Here is a 26331-nt window from a genome sequence, read left to right on the forward strand (position 1 = left end):
CAATCAGCTGGTATTGGGGCAGTAGCTTTGGTTCAACAAAGATGCCAGCCTATGCGCAACCTCCATTGGTTGTTCCACGGGTGAAGCATGACCGGCAGCCGCAAGCGTACCGTAGTGCGCGCCCAGCAGTTCGGACCAGGACTTGCAAGCTGCAGGTGTGGTCACCACATCGTGCTCGCCGACCCACACCTCGACCGGCATGCCAAGCCTGCCCTGCGCCTGTGCCAGATCGCTGCCGCACAGCAGCTCGACCGCCTGCGCATAGCCCTGCGGCTGCATGCGCGCCGTATTCCAGCGCACCCAGGCACGCACGGCTTCAGGCGCCTCGGAAGACACTAGGCGCTGGTCGATGACGGCCGCCAGACCGGCGACGCCTTTGTCGGCCAGAGCCGCCAGCCTTCCCTCGCGCACCTTGGCTTGCTGCTCGGCCTTGGCTGGGCCGCCGTAGCCGCCTGCCGGACTGATGAGCACCAATTGCTCGACCAGTCCCGGCGCGGCCATGGCAGCAAGCCTGGCTGCCATCAGGGCGCCCAGCGAGTGCCCGACCAGAATGCAGCGCCGCACGCCCAGCACGAGCAGCGACTGCGCCAGCGCCCCCGCATAGTCGGCATCGGCAGGCGCGGCCGACGCCAGCGGCGTCGACAGGCCATAACCGGGTGCATCCCAGGCCAGGACACGCACTTTGTCAGCCAGCTGCAGCGCCACATCCAGCCAGGATGCAGCCCCGGAGCTGATGCCATGCAGCAGCACCACCGCAAAGTCGGAGCTCGCGTCGCCTGCCTCGCGCCAGGCGAGCTGGGCATTCTGCGGAAGCTTCACCAGCCGCTCGGGAAAACCGGTCTGCAGCAGCTGCAGTTTCAGCGACAGCAAATCCTCGTGCATGGCCAAGCTCAGCGCTTGATCTTGGCCAGAGGATGCTCGGGCGGATAGGTCGGGGTGACGGGCTTTTTGGCGCCCAGCATCACGCACATCAGCGCATCTTCATCACCGACATTGATCTCTTCGCGGTACACACCGGGCGGCACCGAAACCACATCGCGATCGGTCAGGATGGTCTCGAAACGCTCGCCGTCCTTTTCCAGCACCAGCTTGAGCTTGCCGCGCATCACGAAGAACACTTCTTCCACATCGGTGTGCAGATGCGAAGGGCCTTCATGGCCGGCAGGAATCACCATGGTGGAGAAGGTGAAGTTTTCCGACGGAATGGTGTTGCTGTCGGAAGCCACGCCCGTGCCGCCCGTGCCGATGTAACGCATCTGGCCGCGGCGGTATTTGGGGTCGAAGTCGGCCTGGAACTTCAGGGCATCGAAGTCGTACTTGCGCGTGGCAAAGCGCGCAACGCGTGTGTTCATCCAGTCTTCAAAGCTGGAGCCCTCGGGGCGATCCCAAGTACGGGCGCTGTTGTCTTGTGCGATCTCGCTCATATGTCTCTCCTGAAACCGTTGGTGAACACAAAAAGCGATCTGCTTTTTGTTTTACTAATAAAACCAGGTTCATTTGGCGAAACAATTATAAGAAGACTTACCCGATATCAACAAGCACATTTCCTTGTCGGCGCGGTGGAGACCGGTTTGGGGATGACGCCTCGCCCTGACTCGCACAGGCAGCGAGCTAAAAAAAGGCGCAAAAAAAGGAGCGCCAAGCGCTCCTGTGAACTCGCCTTGAAGGACAAGATGAAAACTCTCAGGCGTCGCGCAGCTCCCTGCGCAGGATCTTGCCCACGGGAGTCTTGGGCAGATCGGTGCGAAAGACGATGTGGCGCGGACGCTTGTAGCCTGTCAGATTGGCGTGGCAGTAGTCGCGAATGGCCTGCTCGGTCAATGCCGGGTCTTTCTTGACGACGACGAGCTTGATGGCTTCGCCGGACTTTTCGTCGGGCACACCGACCACCGCGCACTCGAGCACGCCGGGGCAGTTGGAGACCACGTCCTCGACCTCGTTGGGGTAGACGTTGAAGCCGCTGACGATGACCATGTCTTTCTTGCGGTCCACGATCTTCACAAAGCCGCGCTCATCCATGGTGCCGATGTCGCCTGTGAGGAAGTAGCCATCGGCCGTCATGACCTTGGCGGTCTCGTCGGGGCGCTGCCAGTAACCGGCCATGACCTGCGGGCCCAGCACGGCGACTTCGCCGGGCAGACCGGGCTCGTTCACGTCCTGGCCGTCGCTGCCGACCAGCTTCACATAGGTGCTGGGCAGGGGCACGCCGATGGTGCCCGAGTAGGCCGTGGCCGTGACCGGATTGCAGGTCACCGAGGGACTGGTCTCCGAGAGGCCGTAGCCCTCGCAGATGGGGCAGCCGGTCTTTTTCAGCCACAGCTCGGCCACGGCGCTTTGCACGGCCATGCCGCCGCCCACCGAGACCTTGAGGTGACTCCAGTCCACGGTGCCGAAATCGGGATGGTTGGCCAGTCCGTTGAACAAGGTATTCACGGCCGGAAAGCTGTGGAAACGGTGCCTGGACAGCTCCTTGAGCGTGGCCTTGAGATCGCGCGGATTGGGGATCAGCACGGTTTTGCCGCCGGTGCGCATGGCCAGCATCATGTTCACCGTGAACGCGAAGATGTGATAGAGCGGCAGCGCGCAGATGCTGGTGGGCTGCTCGCCTGCCGGCACCTTCTTCATCGCGGGCTCGTTCCAGGCTTCGGACTGCAGCACATTGGCGATGATGTTGCGGTGAAGCAGCACGGCCCCCTTGCTCACGCCCGTGGTGCCGCCCGTGTACTGCAGCAGCGCCATGTCGTCGGCCTTGAGCACCGGCGCGTTCAAGGTCGCGCTGCGCCCCTTGGCCAGTGCGTCCTTGAAGCGCACGGCGCCGGGCAGGCTGAAGGGGGGCACCAGCTTCTTGACCGAGCGCACCACGTAATTGACCAGCATGCCCTTCAAAAGCCCCAGCTCGTCGCCCATGGCGCAAAGCACGATGTGCTGCACGGCGCTGCCATGCATGCCGTCCTGCAGGGTCTTGGCGAAGTTCTCGATGATGACGATGGCCTTGGCGCCCGAGTCCTTGAGCTGGTGCTCGAGCTCGCGCGCCGTGTAGAGCGGGTTGACGTTGACCAGCACAAAGCCGGCACGCAGCACCCCGGCCACGGCCACCGGATACTGAGGAATATTGGGCATCATCAGCGCCACGCGGTCGCCTCGCTGCAGTCCCAGGCTTTGCAGATAGGCGGCAAAGAGCTTGCTCTGCGCATCGACCTCGGCGAAGCTCAGTTCCTTGCCCATGAAGGAATAGGCCACCTTGTCGGCATGCTTGGCAAACGCCTCCTCCATCAAGGCCACCAGCGATGGATACTGGGACGCGTCAATGTCCGCAGGAACTCCCTCTGGATATGCATTCAGCCAAGGACGCTCACTCATTCTTCAGTCTCCGTGTCTTATCGTCTGATCCGGCCATTGTGATAAAAAGCACGGTCGTTCGATACTGTAGTAACCCTAGGAAACAAGCCGGGTCACTTGGGTAACAGCGGTCAGCGAGCGCATGAAAAAAGCCCGCAGAGGCAAGGCTGCGGGCTTTGAGCGTTTTCAGCCTTCCGCGCTTAAGGGTAAAGCGCTGACAGCTATCAAACTTGAGTTTACTTGATCAGCTGGGCCAGATCGCCGGCGGCGTACTTCTTGGCCATTTGCTCCAGGCTGTAGCCCTTGATCTTGCCGCCCTGGCCTTCGCAGCCGAACTCGATGTAGCGGGCCTTGCAGACTTGCTTGGCCGCTTCACGGGCAGGCTTGAGCCATTCGCGGGCGTCGAACTTGTCGGGGTTCTCGGCCAGGAACTTGCGCACCGCGCCGGTCATCGCCAGACGGATGTCGGTGTCGATGTTGATCTTGCGCACGCCGTACTTGATGGCTTCCTGGATCTCTTCCACGGGCACGCCGTAGGTTTCCTTCATCTTGCCGCCGTACTGGTTGATGATGGCCAGCAGCTCTTGAGGCACGGAAGAGGAGCCATGCATCACCAGGTGGGTGTTGGGGATGCGGGCGTGGATTTCCTTGACGCGGGAGATCGCCAGGATGTCTCCTGTGGGCTTGCGGCTGAACTTGTAGGCGCCGTGGCTGGTGCCGATGGCGATCGCCAGTGCGTCCAGCTGGGTGGCCTTGACGAACACGGCGGCTTCCTCGGGATCGGTCAGCATCTGGCTGTGGTCCAGCTTGCCTTCGGCACCGATGCCGTCTTCTTCGCCGGCTTCGCCGGTTTCGAGGTTGCCCAGGCAGCCCAGCTCGCCTTCCACGGTGGCGCCGATCTGGTGGGCCATGGCCACCACCTTCTGGGTCACGTCCACGTTGTAGTCGAAGGACGAAGGCGTCTTGCCGTCGCTCATCAGCGAGCCGTCCATCATCACCGAGCCAAAGCCCAGGTTCAGCGCGCCCTGGCAGACTTCAGGCGTGGTGCCATGGTCCTGGTGCATCACCAGGGGGATGTGGGGATACATCTCGGCAGCCGCCTGGATCAGGTGCTTGATGAAGGGCTCACCGGCGTACTTGCGGGCACCGGCGCTGGCCTGCAGGATCACGGGCGCGCCGACTTCGTCAGCCGCCGACATCACGGCCTGGACCTGCTCCAGGTTGTTCACGTTGAAGGCGGGGATGCCATAGCCGTTTTCAGCAGCATGGTCCAGCATTTCGCGCATCGAGATCAAAGGCATGGTGGGTTCCGTTCAAAGTTTTGAGAGGCAACGCCCCCGGCGATGAATTACTGCAGTGCGCCGCACGACAGCTGTGGCCCGGGGAAAGACCAGCGGCCACGCTTCGTAACCGCTTAGTAACCGGGTATTTTAACCGGCTAGCGGTATTTCCATGCGATAGCAGGTGGTGAAGCCTTGCGGTGCCTCGGCCACGATGAAGCGCCCGCCATGGGCCTGCATGACACGGCTGACGATTTCATGGCCCAGATGCAGACTGTCCACGGGCGGCACATGGACCGGCGCGGCATCGCGCCTGCCGTCATCGCAGACCTGCACCCAAGCCAGCGCCTGGGTCGAGTCGAGACCGGCCTGCACCTCAATCTGTGTGCCGCACGGCGTGTGGCGCACGGCGTTTTCCACCAGATTGCGAAGGGCCGAATCGAGCAGCAGCGCATTGCCGCGCACAGGCAGCTCCTGCGGGGCGTCCACGGAGATCATGTCCTCTCGCTGCCAGGCATGCTGAGCCTGTGCCGCCGCCACATCGCGCACCACATCGGCCCAGTTCACGGCCTGCAAAGGCGCATCCAGCATGCCGCGTCCGGCTCTGGCCAGGGTCAGCAACTGATCGAGCACATGGCCGGCATGCAGGGCGTCCTGACCGATGCGTTGCAGCGCGGCCTGCATGACAGCAGTATCGGTCTGCACCCCCGACTTCAGTGCCTGGGCCTGCAAAGCGATGGATGCCAGCGGCGTGCGCAGCTCATGGGCCACTTCGTTGGCCAGGTTGCGCTCGCGCTCCAGCGCCTGCTGCTGGCGGTCGAGCAAGGTGTTGATGGAGCTGACCATGGGCGCGAGCTCGCGCGGCACATGGGCGTCGGACAGGCGCTGGTCACGACTCAGATCCAGCGCCTCCACGCGCTGCGTGAGCTGGTTGAGCGGGCGCATGCCGCGGCGCATGGCCACACCCAGCGCAACCACGATCACGGGAAGCAGCCAAAAGCCCGGCTCTATCATCTGCATGGCGATGTCGTCGGCCAGACTGTCGCGCTCTGCCAGGTCAATCATCACCGTGACCTTGGCGCTCCTGTCATGGCTCCACTGCGTGTAGCTGCGCCAGGCCTGGCGTTCATCCGCGCCAATCGTGGCAAAGCCCTGCTCGATGCCGAAGTCCGGCAAAGGCGCCTGTCCGGTGCGCGAGATCAGCAGGCCTTGCGCATTCCAGAGCACCACGCTCAGCGACTCCTGATAGTCGTGGGCGTGCAGGCCTGCGGGCGGCTGGACAGCCGTAGTCTCTGCGGCCGGCACATCGTCCTGCACATGCCAGTTCAAGGCCAGCGCAGCCACTCCGGCCAGGTGCCCGTCGGTCAGCTCATCGGCTTCGTGCACCCCGGTCTGGTAGCCCCAGATGACGAAGCTGCACCAGACCAGCACCAGCCCCCCCAGCACCCAGGCCAGCAGATTCAGCTGCAGCGAGCTGCGGCGCTGACCGGTCTGCGGCATCGCCTTCATTCCTGCTCCTGCGGCATGAAGTAGCCCACGCCGCGCATGGTCACGATGATCTTCTGGCCCAGCTTCTTGCGCAGATGGTGGACATAGACCTCCACGGCATTGCTCTCCACCGTATCGCCCCAGCTGTAGAGATGCTCCTCGATCTGAGGGCGCGACAGCACGCGTCCGCGCGCCAGCAGCAAGGCCCAGAGCACGGCAAATTCGCGTGGCGAAACCTCCACCTTCTGCCCCGCCTGCCGGATGGTGCGGGCGGCCGGGTCCACCTCCAGATCCGCATGGCGGATCACCGGCGATGCCTGACCGGCCGCGCGGCGCATCATCGCGCGCAAACGGGCCTCCAGCTCGTCCATGTCAAAGGGCTTGACCAGGTAGTCATCGGCGCCCAGATTGAGCCCCGCGACCCGGTCCTGCACCTGATCGCGAGCCGTGAGAATCAGCACCGGCGTGGCCGGGTCGGGCAGTTGCGGCACGCCTGGCCGACCGGTCTGCAGGCGCAGGCGACGCACCACCTCGCTGCCATCTCCATCGGGCAGACCCAGATCCAGCAGCACGGCATCGAAGCGCTCGGTGCTCAGGGCATGCCAGGCCTCAGCCACGCTGGCGCACACATCCACCGCATAGCCGCGCTGCATGAGATTGGCTCGCAGCCCTGCCGCAATGCCTTCGTTGTCTTCGACCACCAGAATTCGCATGACCGCATTGTGCGGGCCAATGCCGAATCCGCTCAACTGCCCGGTCAGCACCAGGGCCCGCTTCCCCTGCCCCGGCATGGGCTTGACATCCGCAAGAGCGGATTTCGCCTTAATATCGGCCACCTTTCATTGCCGCAATCTGCCGCAGCGCCTTCATGTTCTTCTTCGATCCGTTTCTGTTTGCGCTGTTCAATGCCGATGCCCAAACGCACTGGTTCAGTATCCAGCTGGCTCGTTCGCTCTCGGCCTGGTTGCCCAATCTCAGCGGCATGCTGGTTCTCGGCGCCCTGGTGTTCGGCTCACCGGCAACACGCCGCACCATGCTGATGCTGCTGCTGTCCATGGCCACGGCCTGGCTGATCGCCAGACTCATACGCTGGGGCTTCCCGGCGCCGCGCCCGTTCCAGCTCAATCTGGGCACGCTTTGGATTCAGCATGGCGGACGTGCGGGCTTCCCCAGCCTGCATGCCAGCGGTGCCTTTGCCCTGGCCATGGCCATCAGCCTGGGAACGACCCGCCATCGCAAGCCGCTGGTCTGGCTGGCCTGGTTGGCCGCCATCGGCATTGCCTGGAGCCGCGTCCATCTGGGAGTGCACTTTGCCTCCGATCTGATGGCCGGCGCGCTGGTAGGCATCAGCGGCGCCCTCATCGTCTGGCATATCGCCTCGCGGCTGCGCCGCCGCCGCCATCTGCGCGTCGTCCCGCATCTCAAACGCCTGCGCAGCGCATGGACGGCCCAGGGCTGAGCAAGACCTTAAGCGCTTGTTAAGAAGCGCTTTCTATCGTGGCGGCCATGAAGTTGTCCGCCCACTCGCTCCCCCTCCCTCCTCTTCGCCAAGCCTCCGCTCCAGCCCTGCTGAGCTGGACCGTCGTCGCCCTGGCCTGCGTATTGGCCTGGGACATGAGCGGCCTGGACATGCCCATGGCGCACTGGTTTGGCAGCAGCCAGGGCTTTGCCCTGCAAAACGACTGGTTCATGGTCAACATTGCCCATGAAGGTGCGCGCAAACTGGCCTGGATCGTCGTGATGGGACTGAGCCTGATGATCTGGTGGCCCATCGGCTGGATGCGAAAAGTGCCTTACCCACGCCGGATACAACTGGTGGTGGGTGCACTGGTCTCGCTCATCATCATGGCGCTGATGAAGCGCATCAGTGTCACCAGCTGCCCTTGGGATCTCAGCGATTTTGGTGGCGTGGGCCACTATGTCTCGCATTGGGCGTGGGGAGTGACAGACGGTGGCGGCGGCCACTGCTTTCCAGCCGGCCACGCCTCGGCGGGCTTTGCCTTCATCAGCGGCTACTTTGCGCTGCGCCACGATCTGCCGCGTGCCGCGCGCCTGTGGCTTGCGGCGGCTCTGGTTGCCGGTTTTGCCCTGGGCCTGGCGCAGCAGATGCGCGGCGCCCACTTCATGAGTCATACGCTGTGGACTGCCTGGCTTTGCTGGGCGGCCAGTGGCTTGTGCGATCTGTTCACCACCCGTCGCCTGGCGCACCAGCTGCCTGCGGATGCGGCCCTGTCTCCCGACGAGCTGCTTGCCCAGGACTGAACGCTGCGCACACGCAAAGGTCATTCATGCTGCTCTTCGATGCCCCCGTATTTCACTTTCTGAATGCCAACACCCAGAGCCCGCTGTGGTGGATTCAGGCCTCGCGCTTTGCCTCCAACTGGTTGCCCGGCCTGTGCGCCCTGCCCGTGATTGCCGCCATGCTGGCGCTTGGCAAGGGCTGGCGGCGCAGCCTGCAACTGGCCTTGCTGTCCATGGCATGTGCCTGGGTGGCCTGCCGTCTGATTCGCTGGGGCCTGCCCATGCCCAGACCTGCGCAACTGGGCATGGGCATGCAGTGGATAGCACATGGTGCCAGCGCCAGCTTTCCCAGCATGCACGCCGCCGGCGCCTTTGCCTTGGCTCAGGCCATCAACCTGGGTGTGGGCAGACACCAGCGCTGGCTGGTTGTTGTCGCATGGCTTCTCGCCACCAGCGTGGCACTGAGCCGCGTAGTGCTGGGCGTGCATTTCCCTTCGGACGTTCTGGCCGGCATGCTGGTCGGCGCCGCCAGCGCCGTGCTGGTCTGGCGCAGCGCCCTGCAGCTCAGGCAGATGCAGCGCCGCCAGCAGCTCAAGCGCCGGCTGCAACCCCAGATCGGCTGAGACACGCTAAAAAAAAGCTGCCAGCGCTTATGCATAAAGCGCTGGCAGCTTTTTTGATGAGGCATGCTTCAAGTCAGAGGCATCGAGCAAGAGCCGCCTCGCAGCGAAGATGCCCTCCCCCTTGGGGGGAAGCGGCATAGCCGCTCAGGGGGCTCATTCCACCCGGCAGATCTTGAGCATATTGGTACCACCGGGCTGGCCCATGGGCTCGCCGCAGGTGATGGCATAGACATCGCCGGACTGCACGATACCGCGGGCCAGCAGATGGCCCTTGGCCTGGTCCAGCGCCATGTCACGCTCGGCGCTGGTATCCATCAGCAAAGGACGCACGTTGCGATACAGCGCCATCTTGCGCTGCGTGGCCAGCTTGGGCGTCAGGGCGTAGATGGGGATATGGATGCGATGACGGCTCATCCACAGAGCAGTCGAGCCGGAGTCCGTCAGCGCCACGATGGCCTTGGCACCCAGGTGATGCGCGGTGAACAGCGCGCCGATGGCGATGGCCTGGTCGGTACGCTTGAACTGGCTGTTGCTGAAATCGGCATCCTTGACGCGGTCTTCGGCCGCTTCCGCAGCGGCGCAGATGGCGGCCATTTCACGCACAGTCTCCAGCGGGTATTTGCCGGCAGCGGTTTCGGCGCTCAGCATCACGGCATCGGTGCCGTCCAGCACGGCATTGGCCACGTCGCTCACTTCGGCACGGGTGGGCACGGGGTTGGTGATCATGGACTCCATCATCTGGGTCGCGGTGATCACCACCTTGTCCATGTCGCGCGCCATGCGGATCATCTTCTTTTGCAGCGCGGGCACGGCGGCATTGCCCACTTCCACGGCCAGATCGCCACGGGCAACCATGATGCCGTCGGAGACCTTGAGAATCTCTTCCAGGCGAGGAATGGCTTCGGCGCGCTCGATCTTGGCGATCAGGCCGGGCCTGTGGCCGTACTGGGCAGCGGCCACATTGCACAGCTGGCGTGCCATTTCCATGTCGGTGGCGTTCTTGGGGAAGCTCACGGCCACGTAGTCGGCCTGGAAGGACATCGCGGTCTTGATGTCTTCCATGTCCTTGGCGGTCAGTGCGGGAGCCGTCAGGCCGCCACCTTGCTTGTTGATGCCCTTGTTGTTGGACAGCTCGCCACCCAGCTTGACGATGGTGTGCACCTCTTCGCCGCGCACGGCGTCCACGGTCAGCACGATCAGGCCGTCGTTGAGCAGCAGCACGTCGCCAGCCTTCACATCGCGGGGCAGCTCCTTGTAGTCAAGGCCCACGCCGTTGATGTCGCCGGGTTCGGTGCGCGATGCGTCGAGCACAAAGCGCTCGCCGGGCTCGAGCATGACCTTGCCCTCGGCAAACTTGCCGACTCGGATCTTGGGACCCTGCAGGTCGGCCATGATGGCCACTTCGCGGCCTGCACGCTGGGCGGCTTCGCGCACCATGGTGGCACGGTCGATATGGTCCTGCGCCTTGCCATGGCTGAAGTTCAGGCGCACGACGTTCACGCCTTCGCGCACCATTTGTTCAAGCAGTTGGGGATCGCTGGAAGCGGGGCCCAGTGTGGCGACGATCTTGGTAGCACGACTCACTTGCATGAAATGTCTCTCTCGCGATGGAATGTAATCGGGTTTCAATTCTGGCACGAATGCGGTTACATGACTGCATCTTGCACAGCGATGCGACACCAGGCAAACGCGTCGCAGAACAGAAAAAACAGTAGCTGCTTGCGCCTACTCATCCTTGATATCAGCATAAATAATGCTTGAAATGTTGATATTTCAAGCGCTTACAGCTACTGATTCAGAAGCATAAGAGGGAAACTCGCGCAGGAACCGACAAGCCTTGTGCAGCGCATCAATGAGCGCGTCGAAACAGTTTTGCCCGGCAGGTTCAAATGTCCGGGCCTCAGATCAGGCCGTGCGAGAGCAGATAGGTCACCACATGCGTGAGCATGGCGGCCTCGAGTCCGTAGCGCCAGAACATGATTCCTGCCAGCAGGCCATAGACGCTCTCGCACATCAGCAGCTGCAGCACGACAGGCGCCGACAGCTCGCCGAGCACGCCCCAGTTCAGAAACACCGGAATGCAGCCGGACAACAGGGCGGCCAGTGCGATGGCCGACCAGCCCAGCCGCCAGTCCGGGCGCTGCCTGGGACTGCCGAAGAGCGTCCACAGCAGCCACATCACGCCCGTGAGCATGCCCAGCCTCAGCAGCAGCTCTTCGGTGATCGCGCCGTAGAGCAGCTTGGGCCATAGCGGCAGGCCGTAGACCGGGTCCACAAAAGGCATGCTCTCGGGCCAGACCACGGCCAGCGTCACCAGCCAGGCCGCGCCGATCACGCCACCCGCCACGCCGGGCAGGCTCAGCACACGAATGCCGCGCCAGGGCACGCGCCCCTCGGCCAGGGCATGAATCAAGGGCGCGCTCAGCCCCAGCTTCGGGCCCAGCCGGATCCCGAACCCCACGCTCAGCGCCAGCAGGGCGCTCAGCCCCGCCGTCACCGCCCAGCTGCCCGCGATCTCCAGACCGCCTCCGCTCAGAAAGCTCAGCCAGGCCGGCGGCACCGTCCAGGCCAGCGCCACCACACCCGGCAGACCCAGCAACCACAGCAGCAAGCCCATGCGCGCGGCAGGCAAAGGCCTGGCCGCAGCGCCGTGGGACAGGTGGTTGAAGGTCTGCGGCATGCTGAGCTCTGGTTCAAACCTCTCAGTCACGCATCAACGCTTCGATCTCGTCGACCTTGACGGGCACGCCGCGCGTGATGAGCTCGCAGCCAGTCTCGGTGACGATGGCATCGTCCTCGATGCGGATACCGATGTTGTGGAACTGCTCGGGCACACCGGGCGCCGGTCGCACATAGATGCCCGGCTCTATCGTCGTGACCATGCCGGGGCGCAGGATACGGCTGGGGCGATTGGCAATGGTTTCGCCCGAGATCGGGTCCTTGCGCTCGCTGACCACGCCCAGCTCGCTGGGCTCCACATAGCTGCCGCAGTCATGCACATCCATGCCCAGCCAGTGGCCGGTTCGGTGCATGTAGAACTGGAAGTAGGCACGCGACTCGATCACATCCTCGGCCGTGCCGTACTTGGTACGGTCCAGCAGTCCCAGGTCCAGCATGCCCTGAGCCAGCACGGCAACAGTGGCGTCATGCGGGTCGTTGAAGCGCTTGCCGGCCCTGGTGACGGCGACTGCAGCCTCCTGGCTGGCCAGCACCAGCTCGTACAGCGCACGCTGCGCCCCGCTGAACTTGCCGTCGGCCGGGAAGGTACGCGTGATGTCGCTGGCATAGCCATCCAGTTCGCAGCCTGCGTCGATGAGCACCAGCTCGCCCGCGCGCACCGGCGCCTTGTCGGCCTGATAGTGCAGCACGCAGGCATTGGCACCGGCAGCCACGATGGAGCCGTAGGCCACGTATTGCGAGCCATGCTGGCGGAACTCGTGCAGCAGCTCGGCGTCCAGGTGGTATTCGCGCACCTCCTCGCCATTGCGGATCATGCGGGCCGAGCGCTGCATGGCGCGCACATGGGCCTGGGCGCTGATCTGCGCGGCGCGGCGCATGATGTCCTGCTCGTGCAGGTCCTTGACCAGACGCATCTCGTCCAGCAGCGCACAGGCATCGCCCTGCTGCGTGGGGCAGATCACGCCAAAGCGCGAGCGGGCGCGCACCTGGCTGAGCCAGCCTTCGACCTGTTCGGCCAGGCCCTTGTGGGTGGCGAAGGGGAACCAGACACGCTCGCGGTTTTCCAGCAGGCGCGGCAGGCGGGCATCGATCTCGTCGCTGGAGAAGGCCTGATCCATGCCCAGCCTGGCCTTGGCCGCCTCGGGGCCGAGGCGATAGCCGGTCCAGACCTCGCGCTCCAGATCCTTGGGCTGGCAAAACAGCACGCTCTTGCCGTCGCTGGTCAGCACCAGACAGGCATTGGGCTCGCTAAAGCCCGTGAGGTAGTAGAAGTAGCTGTCGTGGCGATACAGATACTCGGTATCGCGGTTGCGATGCAGCTCGGGAGCCGTGGGGATGATGGCGACACCGCCGTCGCCCAACTGGGCGGCCAAGCGTGCGCGGCGTTGGGCATATACAGAAGTCATGGGCATATCGTAATGCTGGCCGGGCATCTGTACATCAGCTTACATCTGCGGATGTCAGCTATTTCGACACAGCCCCGTCTGCGTGCCCGCCCAAAGCGGGACCGTCAGCAGCGCCGTCGCGTCACCGGGCACCAGGGCCTCGGGCTGACTCGCGCGCCAACCCGACCAGAGCAGGCTTGCGCCCGACAGGATCAGCAGGCCGCAGACCAGCCATTCCACCAGCCTCTTGGGCCAGGCGGGCGGATGTCTGGCACTCCACCAGGTCACGCCCGTGACGACAGGAAAGGCCAGCGCCGTCCAGCCCATGACCGCCCAGTTCAGCTGTCCCTCCACAGCCACCATGGCAGCGCGCAGCAACGAGCAGGAGACAAACATGGCAAACAGGCAGTGGCGCACCAGCATGCGATCCAGCGGCTGGCGGTAGAGGTGATAGACCATGGGCGGGCCGGGCGTGGCAAACAAACCGCCGAGCAGCCCCGACGACACGCCGGCCACCCACATCGATACAGGGCCTGAAGGCTGCTCCAACGCCTTCTTCTGCATCAGCAGCAACATGGCGCACAGCACGATCACCAGGCCCAGCAGCATGCGCAGGCCGTTGAGCGTATTGCCGCTGAGCCAGTGCAGCAGCAGCACCCCGCCGACCACGCCCAGCACGCTGCTGATGAGCATGGGCTTGAGCATGACCCAGTCCGGCTCGAAGCGATAGGCGCGCATATAGCTGACGCCGTTGATGATGGACAGCAGACAGGCCACATTGGCCGCATCGGCAATATTCATCAGGCCCGTGGCGCCTGCGACGCCCACAAAGATCAACCCGAACGCGAAGCCCGTGAGGTTCTGACAGAACGCGGCCAGCCCCACCAGAGCCATGAAGAAAACGATTTGCATGCACTCACCCGATGACGGCCACAAGAGGAACTGTGGATTTGCATCCGGTTGCGCCAGTCAGAAAAGTAAAAAGCATAGCAGACGCTTGCCATGGCAAGCATTCGTGCAATCCACAGAGAAGCTCCTCAACTCATAGCCTGGAGCGCTTTACTGGATTGAGTTCTAAGGCAGTTTATGGAGTAAGTGTTTTGATCTGCTGCGCCGACCACTCGATCAACTCGCCACGCTGCGCGTGCCAGCCTTGGGGCGCGAAATCCGGCCAGCGGCAAAGCAGCTCGCGGGTTGGCACATTCCACAGCCAGCTCTGCCCTTCTCCCACCACCAGCAACCGGCCATTCACGCAGTGCATATGCCGGGCGCGCGGCAAGCCGGGCATGGGCCAGAGCTGTCCGCCATGACCTTCCTCGGGCACAGGCGCATGGATATCGAAGATCACCACGCCAGGCGCATGCAGACAGTCGCCAAAGCCATCGTCATCCCAGTTGCCGACGTTCCAGATGGCGACGCGCGAGTCATCCAGCCACACACAGGGCTGCTCCCAGCCCTCGCCCTGGGCCAGCCGCTTGCGCGAGGGACCGTCCTCGGACTCCCAGCGGTTGCCATCCAGCCAGGCGGGCAGCGACCACACGGCGGGAATGCCCACGGGCGCCCAAACCCAGCCGTCGTCCAGCAACCATTGCTGCGAAGGGCTAGGCAGAAGACGGCCATGAAAATAGTCCAGATAGTGCGGCTGCTTGAACGCCAGCCCGTCGCGCTCGGTCAGGTTCTCGCCCGTCGCGCAATCCAAGGCATCGAGCCGGTTCCACTGCGTGCGGTGAATCAGCACGTCACGGCCCCGATGCTGGATAAAGGCGATGGAAAAAGGCACGGTTCTGGGGTGGTAGTCGCCCCCAAAAAGCTGTACGTCAGGCTCGCCCGTACGCAAGTTCACCAACACGCCAAACGTGCCGCCATCATCGGCAATCACCGCGCAGTCGCCACTGAGCGCGCAATGCACTTTGAAGCCGTGCGGCCAGTGTGGCGTAGGCAGTGTCGGCTCTGGCAAATCCAGCTGCGCCAGTTGCTGGCTCCGGCCGCTTGGCAGGTTCAAGCCATGCAAGCCGCCATCGCTATCCAGCAGCAGCAACTGGCCCCATCCAGCCTGCGCAGTGCAGGCGTGGATGATGTGCGAGCCTTGCCAGGCGATGCTGCGTGCGCTCATGCCTCAACCCTGATTGAGCTGGGCCAGTCGCTCGGGCGTTCCCACATCGACCCAGCGACCGGTGTAGAGCGAGGCACCCACCCGGCCTGCCTGCATGGCGCTGCGCAGCAGCGGTGCCAGCGGTGCGCGCAGGCCTTCGGGGTTTCCGGGCTGCACATCGAACCACGGTGATGCAAACAGCTCGGCTTTCAACAGCGCAATCGTGCTGTAGGTATAGCGTGGTCGCTCATCGTCGGCAGGCAGATCCAACGCCCTGCCGTCCTCGCTCAGGCCAAAGTCGCCGCGCGGATTGTGTGCAGGATTGGGCACCAGCCACAGGTGGGCCAGTTCATCGCTTTGCGCAAACGCCTGGGAAGCCTTCCCCGCAAAGCTGAAATCCGGCGCATAGACATCGCCTGCGGCCAGCCAGAAAACCCGGTCCAGCTGAGGCAGGGCGCGACTGATGCCGCCAGCGGTTTCAAAGGCTTTTTCGGGCTCCGCCGAATAGGAAAGCAACAGCTTCGCGCTCGCGCCCGCATCGGGCTGCGGCACGAATTCATCGCCGAAATACGCGGGAATCTGCGCCCCCAGCCAGCCGGTATTGATGACGGCCCGCGGCACACCGGCAGCCAGCAGCGCCTGCATGTGCAGCTGCAACAGCGGCACGCCCTGTACCCTGAGCAGCGGCTTGGGCGTGACATCGGTCAGCGGCCTCATGCGCTCGCCCCGGCCTGCGGCCAGCAGCATTGCAGGGGGTTGCACCAGGAGGGAAGCAGCGTTTTCTACAGTCATTGCAATCAGCTTTTCAACACGGTTTGAGGTGCGCAAGACACCTGTTTCTGGGGTTGCACTGTAGAGCATTGACCCGCATCCCGCCTGCGAAAATTGGGCCTCCATTAAAATGATGGGCTTAGCAGAATTACCCCTCCTTTTCGGAGCGCCCTGATGGCCAACACTCAAAATATGGCGAATGCAATCCGTGCACTCGCAATGGATGCCGTTCAACAAGCCAATTCCGGCCACCCCGGTGCCCCCATGGGCATGGCCGACATGGCCGTAGCGCTGTGGAGCCGCCACCTCCAGCACAACCCCGTGAACCCTCACTGGGCCAACCGCGACCGCTTCATTCTGTCGAACGGTCACGGCTCCATGCTGATCTATGCGCTGCTGCACCTGAGCGGCTACGACCTGCCCATCGAAGAGCTGAAGAACTTCCGTCAGCTGCACAGCAAGACTGCCGGCCACCCCGAAGTGGGCATCACTGTCGGCGTGGAAACCACCACCGGCCCTCTGGGCCAGGGCATCACCAATGCCGTGGGCTTTGCACTGGCTGAAAAGCTGCTGGCTGCCGAGTTCAACAAGGACAAGCACGAGATCGTCGACCACCACACCTATGTGTTCCTGGGCGATGGCTGCCTGATGGAAGGCATCTCGCATGAAGCCGCTGCCCTGGCCGGTGCCTGGAAGCTGAACAAGCTGATCGCCCTGTACGACGACAACGGCATTTCCATCGACGGCAAGGTGACCCCCTGGTTCATCGACAACACGCCCGAGCGCTTCGAAGCCTACGGCTGGAACGTGATCCGCGCCGTGGACGGCCACAATGTGGACGCCCTGGACAAGGCCATCGCCGCTGCCAAGAAGAGCGCCGACAAGCCCACGCTGATCTGCTGCAAGACCCATATCGGCAAGGGCTCGCCCAACCGTCAGGACACGGCCAAGGCCCACGGCGAACCTCTGGGCGCCGAAGAAATTGCACTGACCCGCGCGGCTCTGGGCTGGACTTACGGCCCCTTCGAGATCCCTGCCGACGTCTACACTGACTGGAACGCCAAGGATCTGGGCACCAAGGCCGAAGCCGCCTGGAACGAAAAGTTCGCCGCCTACACAGCCGCCTTCCCCGAGCAAGCCGCCGAGTTCACCCGCCGCATGGCTGGCGATCTGCCCGCCAACTTCGGTGAAATCGCCGCCAAGATCGCCTCCGACGCCCATGACGCCGGTGCCACCGTGGCCAGCCGCAAGGCCAGCCAGCTGGCTCTGGAAGGCCTGACAGCCGCTCTGCCCGAGCTGCTGGGCGGCTCTGCCGACCTGACCGGCTCCAACCTGACCAACACCAAGTCCACGCCCTCTTTCCGCGTGGACGACAAGGGTGCCGTGGTCAAGACCGAAGAAGGCCAGATCGGCCGCCACATCAACTACGGTGTGCGCGAGTTCGGCATGGCCGCCATCATGAACGGTGTGGCGCTGCACGGCGGCTTCATCCCCTACGGCGGCACCTTCCTGACCTTCTCCGACTACAGCCGCAACGCCATCCGCATGGCAGCGCTGATGAAGCAGCGCGTGATCCACGTCTTCACGCACGACTCCATCGGCCTGGGCGAAGACGGCCCCACCCACCAGTCCATCGAACACGCAGCCTCCCTGCGCCTGATCCCCGGTCTGGACGTGTGGCGCCCCGCCGACACCACCGAGACCGCAGTGGCCTGGACCGTGGCCCTGAGCCAGAAGAACAAGCCCACAGCCATGCTGCTGAGCCGCCAGAACCTGGCTTACTCGCCCAAGAGCGAAGACGCTCTGGACGACATCGCCTGCGGCGCCTACGTGCTCTCCGAGCCCAAGGATGTGGGCCTGAAGGGCAAGAAGGCCCAGGCCGTGATCATCGCCACCGGCTCCGAAGTGCAGCTGGCTCTGGCTGCCCAGAAGCAGCTGGCCGAACGCAAGATCGCCGTGCGCGTGGTTTCCATGCCCAGCACAACGACCTTCGACAAGCAGGATGTGAAGTACAAGAAGGCCGTGCTGCCCGCCGGCCTGCCCCGCATTGCAGTGGAGATGGGCGTGACCGACTTCTGGTGGAAGTACGGCTGCGCCGCCGTGGTCGGCATCGACACCTACGGCGAATCCGCTCCCGCAGGCGTGCTGTTCAAGCACTTCGGCTTCACCGCCGAGAATGTGGCCGACACCGTGCAGGTGGCCCTGCAGAACGCTGGCAAGTAAGCGAAAAAGGGGCCTCGTGCCCCTTTTTTCCGGCTGAAGCTTGCGCACCCGCAGTCCTCAGCCATCCGGACCAGGCCCCAGGGTGCCGAGTCCGGGCACAATCCGCTCCGGTTTTTCATTACTCACTATCTACGAGGCAACTATGACGATCAAGGTTGGTATCAACGGCTTCGGCCGCATTGGCCGCAACGTGCTGCGCTCCGCAGTGCAAAACTTCTCCGACATCGAAATCGTCGGCATCAACGACCTGCTGGAGCCTGACTACCTGGCTTACATGCTGAAGTACGACAGCGTGCACGGTCGTTTCGACGGTGAAGTTTCTGTCGAAGGCAACACCCTGGTCGTCAACGGCAAGAAGATCCGCCTGACCCAAGAGCGCGATCCCGCCAACCTGAAGTGGAACGAAGTCGGCGCCGACATCGTGATCGAGTCCACCGGCCTGTTCCTGACCAAGGAAACCGCCCAGAAGCACATCGACGCCGGTGCCAAGAAGGTCATCCTGTCCGCTCCTTCCAAGGACGACACTCCCATGTTCGTGTTCGGCGTGAACCACGGCACCTACAAGGGCGAAGCCATCATCTCCAATGCTTCGTGCACCACCAACTGCCTGGCTCCCGTGGCCAAGGTGCTCAACGACAAGTGGGGCATCAAGCGCGGCCTGATGACCACCGTGCACGCAGCGACTGCCACGCAAAAGACCGTGGACGGCCCTTCCAACAAGGACTGGCGCGGCGGCCGCGGCATTCTGGAAAACATCATCCCCTCCAGCACTGGCGCTGCCAAGGCCGTGGGCGTTGTGATCCCCGAGCTGAACAAGAAGCTGACCGGCATGTCCTTCCGCGTGCCTACGTCTGACGTGTCAGTGGTCGACCTGACCGTGGAGCTGAACAGCGAAGCCACCTACGAAGAAATCTGCGCCGAAATGAAGGCCCAGTCCCAAGGCGCCCTGAAGGGCGTGCTGGGTTACACCGAAGACAAGGTCGTCGCCACCGACTTCCGCGGCGAGACCTGCACCTCCGTGTTCGATGCCGAAGCCGGTATCGCCCTGGACAAGACCTTTGTGAAGGTCGTTTCCTGGTATGACAACGAGTGGGGCTATTCCAACAAGTGCCTGGAAATGGTGCGCGTGGTGGCCAAGTAATCTTCACGATTACATGCCAAAACAAGCTCAAACGCTTACCAGATAAGCGCTGACAGCTATCAAAAAGCCAGCATGGGACGCCATGCTGGCTTTTTTTCGCCCCGCAAGACCGGAGTCGGCCGGAGCATGTCTCGGATACATTTGTAACACGCAGCCGCCACCCACGCCCAAGAGCATGAAGCGCTGCCACTTCCTCGGACAAGGCCGCCATGTTTATTGCGATTCCTCTTGAGAACAAGCCTTCCTGGCGCTCACCGCCCTGGATGACGGTGCTGCTCATCATCATCAACTGCGTGATCTTCTGGGGCTGGCAGGCGCCCGAGGAACATGCCGTGGAAAAAGCGGCCCGGCAATATGCCCAGACCGCTTTGCCAACGCTGGAGCTGCCACCATTCCTGGCCTATCTGGAGGAGCAATCCGCCCAGGGCAGCAAGCGTTTTGACCAGCACACGCTGCAGGCCGTGCGAAAGCTCTATCAGCACAAGGCCTATGCCCAGCTCTATGCGCTGCTGTGGCAGGAAAAGAAATTCCGTCAGCGCCTGCTGGACGGCCAGGTCATTACCGCCAGCCACCCGCGCCATGCGCAGTGGCTGGCTGCACGTGCCGCCTTCGCGCCCCATGAGCCGCGCGGCAGCTTCACAGAGCGCTGGTCCATGAGCTATGAGAATGGCGCCGGCTGGCAGCCCCTGCAGGCCTTCACCTCCATCTTTCTGCATGGCAGCACCAGTCATCTGCTGGGCAATATGGTGTTTCTGTTCCTGTTCGGCTTCACCCTGGAGCTGGCTTTGGGGGCCTTCACCTATCTGGCCTTTTATGTGATCGGCGGCATCGGCGCCTCGCTGTTCGCGCTGATGTTCTATGCCGGCACGGGCGGTTACGGCCTGGGGGCATCGGGTGCGATTTCGGCCCTCATGGCCATGTATGCGGTGATGTACCGCATGCGGCGCATCCGCTTCTTCTACATGCTGCTGTTCTACTTCAACTACGCAAGCTGGCCAGCCCTGATCATGCTGCCGGTCTGGATGGGCGTGGAGCTGCTGCAGCATCTGCTGGGTGGCAAGCAGGTGGCCTATATGGCCCACTTTGGCGGTCTGCTGATGGGCGCCCTGCTGATGTGGAGCCATATGCGTCTGCAGACCGTCGCGGCGCCGGTCAACGAAGAAGAGCAGGCCCGGGCCGCCGCCCGGCCGCTGGCCGAGGCCGTGGCCCGAGCCCAGCGCCATACCGATGCGCTGGCATTTGACCGTGCTGCTCCGGCCTGGCGCGAAGCGGCACGTCTGGCCCCCTCGGACCTGACCATTCTGCGGGCCTGGTTTGAAAGCTCTCGCCATCAGCCCGCCAGCGAGGACTTTCATGCTGCGGCGCGACGTATCTTCAAGCTGCCGGCCACCACGGACGCCGAACGCCAGCTGCAACTGGCCAGCTATCGCAGCTATCAGCAGCGCGCACAGCCTGGAATGCGCATGAGCGCCGACACCATGCATGGCCTGGTGCGCAGCTTCGTGCGCCTGGGAGCCCTGCCCGAGGCCGAAAAACTATGCCGCTCCCTGCACAAGCTGGCAGACCATCCCCAATGGCCGGCAAGCTTGCTGCTGCTGGTCAACGGCCTGGCCCAGGCCGGACGTGTGCAGGAAGCCAAAGCCTGGCTGCCCCTGCTGCAGCAATCGGCACCCGAGGAAGCTCTCACGCGCTGGCTGGCACAACAGCGCTAGCCAGCGTCGAGCCACGCTCAGGTCTTGGCCTCAAGCTCCTGCAGCTCATTACGCAGCACCCACTGCGCCTCCTTGGTGCTCTCGTGCTCGGGAAAGAGCTGCTTCATGCGCATGTAAACGGCCACCCCCTGCAAGGGCTGCTCCACGCCCTGCTTGTAGGCGCGCACCATCAACTCCAGCATGGGCGGGATCAGGGTGCTGCCGGCAAAGCGCTTTTCAAAATCCTTGGCCAGTATCAGCACATACCTGGGCTTGCCGGCCTTCCAGGCCTGCTGTGCCAACTCGTAACTGAGCTGGGCCGAGTCGGGCTTGAAGTCCGGCTTGCGCTTGACGCAGCTCACCCAGGCTTCCAGGGCCTCGCTGGCGCGCTGCTGGGCGAGCAGCATGGGAATGAAACGCTGGCCCAGCTCCGCCAGGGCATCCGCGCGTTCGGTCAGCTTGAGCACCCGGAAGTAACGGCGGCAATCGGGCAGGCTCTCATAGTCCTGCCGCTGCCATTCGCGCGCCTGGTTCACGGCCTCATCCATCTTGTTGTCCTGCACCAGCCTGGCCACCAGCGCATCGCGACGCCTGGCCTCCAGGTCCGCAGGGTCGATCTGCACGGTCGCAGGCCCCTCGGGCGCCTGCACGGGATCGATATCCAGAGCTGCATGATGCTGGTACATGACATAGCCGATCATGGCCGCCATCACCCAGGTGAAATAAATCATCACAAAGCTCACCAGGGGAAGTACCAATCCAGGTGCCGCAACCTTGAGCAGCATCGCCAGGACCATGGGCGAGCCCTGCTGCAGCAGAAACAGGAAAAAGCACAGCAGCAGATAGGACTTGCCGATACCGAAAATCGTCGCCAGCAGCTCGAACGGATTAACGGCCGAGCTCAGGCTATTGGTATTGATCAGCACCATCCAGGTGGCAGGAATCAGGAAAGCCACCAGCAGATTGGCAACCACGCCCAAGGTAAGGCTGCGGGTCGCCATAAAGCCCACAAATATCCCGAAAACGACGAGTACCCCGAAAAATTTCCAGGGCAGCCATTTCCAGTCCTCATCGACCTGACTGGAACGGAAATCGGAGCTATGGGTAATTCCACGAGATGCGAGTGCCGAAACCTTGAATGCATAACGGCTGACTGCCAGCATCAAGCCCAGACCCACAAACAAGATTCCAATCCACCCGAACATCAAGCCATAACTGCATGCCGACAACAGCAATGCATAGAGCAAAGGCTCTGTCTGCAGAGGAAACAGAAAAAAGCTATTGAGCTTTTGCCAGAACGGAGGGATTTTCCACTCGGAAGAATCACCTTTTTGGTGAACACCACGTATCGAATTCAATGCCTGCTCTCCCACTCTCGGTTTGATGAATCATCTGCAAGCCCGCTTGCAGTGACCTAATCCGCTCTGGTATTGCCCGATTTTTCTTTGAAATCGGGTCATTGCGGAATTCTGCGGTAGAAATTCGCCCCGAATCCAAATACCGATAAACAGCCGGCATATTGCTTTTTTCGCTTGCCAGAAACCCCGTAAATGCTTTTGCAGTCATGCTTGCTGGCCAAGCCGCCTTGACCTGATAACGGATATGACTGCAAGGATTGCAGGCAGCGCTTAAAGTGGCCCAGGTTTTATGGAGAAGCAGCGAATGATTCACAGCGCACACGCACAAAGCAGCCCCGCCCCGTATCGCATCACTCTGACCGATGCCCAAGGCCATGTCTGGCATGCCGATGAACCCGTGAATGATGGCGGCGCCGACACCGCGCCCAACCCCATGCAGCTCATGCTCTCGGCCCTGGGAGCCTGCACGGCCATCACCCTGCATATGTACGCGGGTCGCAAGCAGTGGCCGCTAAGCCATGTCGATGTGGATCTGCAACTCAACCCCGATGGCAAGCCCGCGGATGCCAACCAGATCACGCGCAGCATCACCCTGCATGGCGAGCTGGACGACGAGCAGCGCCAGCGCCTGCTGCAGATTGCCAATGCCTGCCCCGTGCACAAACTGCTGGAAGGCAAGGTTTCCATCCCCACCGCCTTGACCGAAGCCGCACAGGCTTGAAAAAGACACCTCACGCCCACACTGCGTGGTGCTCGCTTCCTCCGGTAGCGACGCTTTTCATCTTGGGGACTGCCCGGCGATAAAAAAAGCCCTGCAGTCACCTGCAGGGCTTTGGTCGCTGTTGCGTGTAACTTGATTACACCGTCACCTCCAGCGCACCGACTTCCACATAGTGTTCGAACTCACGTTTGGCCAGCGATGCGGTTTCGGGCTGCTGGTCCTCGGGGTCGACCCAGGACAGCACATAGCTGGCGATGGCGGTATCGACCTTCATCTCTATGCCCATGGGAATCTGCTCGGACGGACCATCTCCGACACGATGCTCCACCTTGCCTGTGACGCGAGCGGCAAAGTGCTCGGGATACAGCTGGATCTCGACTGCCGAGATCTGGTTGCCTTGAGTGCTGTGTTCGTTCATGTTTATTCCTCCTGCAGTTGTTAGGTCGCCGCGCACGAATTGCGCCACGTGAAAGCCACTGCTAGCGGCCTACGCCTTTAACTTAGCCGACTCCTGGCGGAGTCCTTGTCAGCCTATTGGCTGAATCCTCACAGTGATGTAACTGCGTGCAAGGCGTTGCTGCATTCTGCCGTCTGATTGCGCGAATACCGCATATCCCTGACACTCGAATCTCTTCGCCGTCAGGATTTGTCATGAGTGAATCAAAGAACTTACAACGTCTACCCACCCGTATAGCCGATGTCGGCGGCATCCCCATCCACCGTGCCATTCCTCAAGCCGCGCTGCGCAAAGTAGGGGCCTGGTGCTTCCTCGACCACGCCGGTCCGGCCGTCCCCCCTCCACCCGGCATGCAGGTCGGGCCCCACCCTCATATCGGCCTGCAGACTTTCACCTGGATGATCGAGGGCGAGGTACTGCACCGCGACAGCCTGGGCAGCGAGCAGATCATCCGCCCCGGCCAGGTCAATCTGATGACGGCCGGCCGCGGCATTGCCCACTCCGAAGAAGCCCAGACACTGGGCGTGCATGCAGCACAGTTGTGGATTGCCTTGCCCGACAGCCATCGCGATACTGCGCCCCGCTTCCAGCATTATCCCGACCTGCCCAGGACCGAGATCGGCGACTTTGCCGTGACCGTGCTGGCCGGTGAAGCCCTCGGTCTGGCGGCCCCCGCAGAAGTCCACTCCCCGCTGATGGCCGTGGACCTTCTGGCCTGCGGCACAGCAGGCCAAGCGTGTGCCACCATGCCGCTGCGCGTCGACTTCGAACATGCGGTGATGAGCCTGTCAGGCGAGGTGAAGGTCGAAGGCCAGGTTCTGCCCTCGCAGGAGCTGATTTATCTGCCTGTGGGCACGCGGGAAGTGCAGCTGGAATGCACACCTGGCAGCCGCCTCATCATCATCGGGGGCGAACCCATGGATGAGGCCATCTTGCTGTGGTGGAACTTTGTGGCCCGCACCACCGAAGAGATGCAACAGGCCCAGCAGCAATGGGAGGCGGAGGCGGCCACTGATGCGGAACTAGTCAACGGCCAGCCACGCCGTTTTGGCAAGCCCGTGGCCTCGCCTCTGAAGGCGCTGCACTCTCCCTCACTGGCTGGCGTCAGCCTGCGCGCCTCCAGATAATCCTGCCGGCGCTTATTCAATTCGCACCAAATTGGTGCGAATTGAATTTTTCAACAAGAAAAATAGAAGCATCTTTGCAATTTTTGAAGGCTTTTAAAAGCTTTTGGCGGCAATGCACTCTCTTCAAGAGAAGGCAATCCGGACGTTATGCATGAAACGTTTGGACTCATGCATGCCAAGCTTTCATAATCGAGCCAACGCCCTGGCCACGAGAATGCGACCGCCGCTTTTCGTCCGGGGCGTTGCCACGTCCTGCCCAACTCAACTTTGCAAAGAAAGCCGATCAATGCGTCAAGAACATGACTTCATTGGCATCAAAACCATCCCTCCCGACGCGTACTGGGGCGTTCATTCCGCACGCGCAGTGGAAAACTTCCCCATCACCGGTCACTCGGTCGCGCACATGCCCGAGCTGATCCGCGCGTTTGCCTTTGTCAAAAAGGCCGCGGCCCAGGCCAATCTGCAGTTTGGCGCCATCAATCTCAAACAAGCCACCGCCATCTCCCAAGCCTGTGATGATCTGATTTCCGGCCAGCTGCACGAGCAGTTTGTAGTCGATGTGATCCAGGGCGGCGCTGGCACCTCCACGAATATGAACGCCAATGAGGTGATCGCCAACCGTGCACTCGAGCACCTGGGATTGCCCAAAGGCACTTACGACGTGATCCACCCCAACGATCATGTCAATGCTTCGCAGTCCACCAACGACGCCTACCCCACAGCCGTCAAGCTTGCCACCTACGCTGGCATCCAGAAGCTGCTGATCGCCCTGGCCGAGCTGCGCTCGGCCTTCGAATCAAAGGCCGGCGAATTCGCCCATATCCTGAAAATCGGCCGCACACAATTACAAGATGCCGTGCCCATGACTTTGGGCCAGGAGTTTTCCGCTTTTGCAGCCATGATCGCCGACGATGAAAAGCGTCTGCGCGAGTCCGCCTATCTGATGACCGAAGTGAACATGGGTGGCACGGCCATCGGCACCGGTATCAACGCACCCGTAGGCTACGCCGACGCCGTGACCAAGGCCCTGGCTGAGATTTCGGGCGTCCCCGTCGTCAAAGCCGGCGATCTGATCGCCGCCACGGGAGATACCGGCGCCTTTGCCGACATTTCCGGCATCTTGAAGCGTGTTGCAGTCAAGCTATCCAAGATCAGCAATGACCTGCGCTTGCTCTCCTCGGGCCCTCAAGCAGGTGTGGCAGACATCAAGCTGCCGGCGCGCCAGGCCGGCTCGTCCATCATGCCCGGCAAGGTGAACCCCGTGATTCCCGAGGTAATGAACCAGGTCTGCTTTGAAGTGATAGGCAACGATGCCGCCATCACCATGGCCGTGGAAGCCGGCCAGTTGCAGCTCAACGCCTTCGAGCCGCTGATGGCCTGGGCTCTGCACAAAAGCCTGAGCCACCTGAGCAGCGCATGCAAGACGCTGCAAGTCAACTGCGTGGAAGGCATTGTGGCCAATGAAGCGCTGCTGGATTCCCGCATTGCCGAGTCGGTGACGCTGGTGACGGCGCTGAACCCTCTGATCGGCTACGAAAAGGCCGCCAAGATTGCCAAGACCGCGATTGCCAACGGCAAGCAGATTGCCGTAGTGGCGGAAGAGCTGGGCATCATGAGCCGGGCCGAAATGAAAAAGCTGCTGGTCGCCGACAAGCTGACCCAGGCCGGCGCATTGACCGCCGCATAAGCACACTCTTTATCGACAATGTAAAAGG

24 protein-coding genes are annotated in these 26331 nt (G+C 62.5%); 9 read left to right on the forward strand and 15 right to left on the reverse strand.

Features of this window, described 5'->3' with window-relative positions; translation table 11 throughout:
- Positions 1–3: 3 nt before the first annotated feature.
- From P353_RS22155 to P353_RS22180, 6 genes are all read right to left on the reverse strand, one after another.
- Positions 4–882 (reverse strand): alpha/beta fold hydrolase, encoded by an 879-nt coding sequence (locus P353_RS22155; protein ID WP_034375150.1) that lies wholly within the window; start codon positions 880–882, stop codon positions 4–6.
- An 8-nt stretch (positions 883–890) separates the two neighbouring features.
- On the reverse strand, positions 891–1424 hold the full coding sequence (locus P353_RS22160) for a cupin domain-containing protein (protein ID WP_034374640.1): 534 nt from the start codon (positions 1422–1424) through the stop codon (positions 891–893).
- Positions 1425–1683: 259 nt separating this feature from the next.
- Positions 1684–3360, reverse strand: a complete 1677-nt coding sequence (locus P353_RS22165) for a long-chain-fatty-acid--CoA ligase (protein ID WP_034374642.1) — start codon at positions 3358–3360, stop codon at positions 1684–1686.
- 215 nt (positions 3361–3575) lie between these two features.
- A complete protein-coding gene (gene fba, locus P353_RS22170) occupies positions 3576–4640 on the reverse strand; it encodes a class II fructose-bisphosphate aldolase (protein ID WP_034374644.1) in 1065 nt (354 codons plus the stop codon).
- Positions 4641–4769: 129 nt separating this feature from the next.
- Positions 4770–6128: a histidine kinase dimerization/phospho-acceptor domain-containing protein gene (locus P353_RS22175; RefSeq protein ID WP_080750648.1), complete on the reverse strand. Its 1359-nt coding sequence runs from the start codon at positions 6126–6128 to the stop codon at positions 4770–4772.
- The gene (locus P353_RS22180; protein WP_034375154.1) at positions 6125–6820 is read right to left on the reverse strand and encodes a response regulator transcription factor; all 696 of its coding nucleotides are present in this window, start codon (positions 6818–6820) and stop codon (positions 6125–6127) included. Before P353_RS22180 ends, P353_RS22175 begins: the two co-directional genes overlap by 4 nt.
- 155 nt (positions 6821–6975) lie before the next feature.
- On the opposite strand from P353_RS22180, the gene P353_RS22185 reads away from it, so the two are divergent.
- Genes P353_RS22185 through P353_RS22195 form a run of 3 tightly spaced genes read left to right on the forward strand, consistent with a single transcriptional unit; the run spans position 6976 to position 8971 of the window.
- The gene (locus tag P353_RS22185) at positions 6976–7566 is read left to right on the forward strand and encodes a phosphatase PAP2 family protein (protein ID WP_034374646.1); all 591 of its coding nucleotides are present in this window, start codon (positions 6976–6978) and stop codon (positions 7564–7566) included.
- A gap of 47 nt (positions 7567–7613) precedes the next feature.
- The gene (locus P353_RS22190; RefSeq protein ID WP_034375156.1) at positions 7614–8369 is read left to right on the forward strand and encodes a phosphatase PAP2 family protein; all 756 of its coding nucleotides are present in this window, start codon (positions 7614–7616) and stop codon (positions 8367–8369) included.
- 26 nt (positions 8370–8395) lie between these two features.
- Entirely contained in the window at positions 8396–8971 is a 576-nt protein-coding gene (locus tag P353_RS22195) for a phosphatase PAP2 family protein (RefSeq protein ID WP_034374648.1), read from the forward strand.
- Between the two features lie 153 nt (positions 8972–9124).
- Here the strand turns inward: P353_RS22195 and pyk are convergent, their stop codons facing one another.
- The 6 genes from pyk to P353_RS22225 all read right to left on the reverse strand — a co-directional run bounded on the left by pyk (position 9125) and on the right by P353_RS22225 (position 15919).
- Positions 9125–10561: a pyruvate kinase gene (gene pyk, locus P353_RS22200; protein WP_034374650.1), complete on the reverse strand. Its 1437-nt coding sequence runs from the start codon at positions 10559–10561 to the stop codon at positions 9125–9127.
- 310 nt (positions 10562–10871) lie between these two features.
- Positions 10872–11651 carry a hypothetical protein gene (locus P353_RS22205; protein WP_034374652.1) on the reverse strand — a complete coding sequence of 260 codons (780 nt, stop codon included), beginning with the start codon at positions 11649–11651 and terminating at the stop codon, positions 10872–10874.
- A 22-nt stretch (positions 11652–11673) separates the two neighbouring features.
- Positions 11674–13083, reverse strand: a complete 1410-nt coding sequence (locus P353_RS22210; protein ID WP_034374654.1) for an aminopeptidase P N-terminal domain-containing protein — start codon at positions 13081–13083, stop codon at positions 11674–11676.
- A gap of 27 nt (positions 13084–13110) precedes the next feature.
- A complete protein-coding gene (locus P353_RS22215) occupies positions 13111–13947 on the reverse strand; it encodes a sulfite exporter TauE/SafE family protein (protein ID WP_034374656.1) in 837 nt (278 codons plus the stop codon).
- A 172-nt stretch (positions 13948–14119) separates the two neighbouring features.
- On the reverse strand, positions 14120–15148 hold the full coding sequence (locus tag P353_RS22220) for a hypothetical protein (protein ID WP_034374658.1): 1029 nt from the start codon (positions 15146–15148) through the stop codon (positions 14120–14122).
- A gap of 3 nt (positions 15149–15151) precedes the next feature.
- Positions 15152–15919: a nucleotidyltransferase family protein gene (locus P353_RS22225; RefSeq protein ID WP_034374660.1), complete on the reverse strand. Its 768-nt coding sequence runs from the start codon at positions 15917–15919 to the stop codon at positions 15152–15154.
- Between the two features lie 153 nt (positions 15920–16072).
- On the opposite strand from P353_RS22225, the gene tkt reads away from it, so the two are divergent.
- The 3 genes from tkt (at position 16073) to P353_RS22240 (ending at position 20974) form a co-directional block, all read left to right on the forward strand.
- Positions 16073–18121, forward strand: a complete 2049-nt coding sequence (tkt, locus tag P353_RS22230) for a transketolase (protein WP_034374661.1) — start codon at positions 16073–16075, stop codon at positions 18119–18121.
- Positions 18122–18263: 142 nt separating this feature from the next.
- Positions 18264–19262 (forward strand): type I glyceraldehyde-3-phosphate dehydrogenase, encoded by a 999-nt coding sequence (gap, locus tag P353_RS22235; RefSeq protein ID WP_003060372.1) that lies wholly within the window; start codon positions 18264–18266, stop codon positions 19260–19262.
- A gap of 209 nt (positions 19263–19471) precedes the next feature.
- Positions 19472–20974, forward strand: coding sequence for a rhomboid family protein (locus tag P353_RS22240; protein WP_034374663.1), 1503 nt, complete (start codon positions 19472–19474; stop codon positions 20972–20974).
- Positions 20975–20991: 17 nt separating this feature from the next.
- On the opposite strand, the gene P353_RS22245 is transcribed toward P353_RS22240, so the two are convergent.
- Both P353_RS22245 and P353_RS29670 read right to left on the reverse strand, forming a co-directional pair.
- Positions 20992–22158 (reverse strand): hypothetical protein, encoded by a 1167-nt coding sequence (locus P353_RS22245; RefSeq protein WP_232776812.1) that lies wholly within the window; start codon positions 22156–22158, stop codon positions 20992–20994.
- Positions 22159–22276: 118 nt separating this feature from the next.
- Positions 22277–22519 (reverse strand): hypothetical protein, encoded by a 243-nt coding sequence (locus P353_RS29670; RefSeq protein WP_198529135.1) that lies wholly within the window; start codon positions 22517–22519, stop codon positions 22277–22279.
- A 96-nt stretch (positions 22520–22615) separates the two neighbouring features.
- Between P353_RS29670 and P353_RS22250 the strand changes: the two genes are divergently transcribed.
- Positions 22616–23032, forward strand: coding sequence for an OsmC family protein (locus P353_RS22250; protein ID WP_034375158.1), 417 nt, complete (start codon positions 22616–22618; stop codon positions 23030–23032).
- A 136-nt stretch (positions 23033–23168) separates the two neighbouring features.
- Here P353_RS22250 and P353_RS22255 read toward each other — a convergent pair whose 3' ends face one another.
- Positions 23169–23450, reverse strand: coding sequence for a hypothetical protein (locus P353_RS22255; RefSeq protein WP_003072434.1), 282 nt, complete (start codon positions 23448–23450; stop codon positions 23169–23171).
- 233 nt (positions 23451–23683) lie between these two features.
- On the opposite strand from P353_RS22255, the gene P353_RS22260 reads away from it, so the two are divergent.
- Positions 23684–24616, forward strand: a complete 933-nt coding sequence (locus tag P353_RS22260; RefSeq protein ID WP_034374667.1) for a pirin family protein — start codon at positions 23684–23686, stop codon at positions 24614–24616.
- Positions 24617–24902: 286 nt separating this feature from the next.
- Positions 24903–26303 (forward strand): aspartate ammonia-lyase, encoded by a 1401-nt coding sequence (locus P353_RS22265; protein ID WP_034374669.1) that lies wholly within the window; start codon positions 24903–24905, stop codon positions 26301–26303.
- The last annotated feature ends 28 nt before the right edge of the window (positions 26304–26331 follow it).

This window comes from Comamonas testosteroni, from assembly GCF_000761245.1.
GTDB classification, from domain to species: Bacteria; Pseudomonadota; Gammaproteobacteria; order Burkholderiales; family Burkholderiaceae_C; genus Comamonas; species Comamonas testosteroni_C.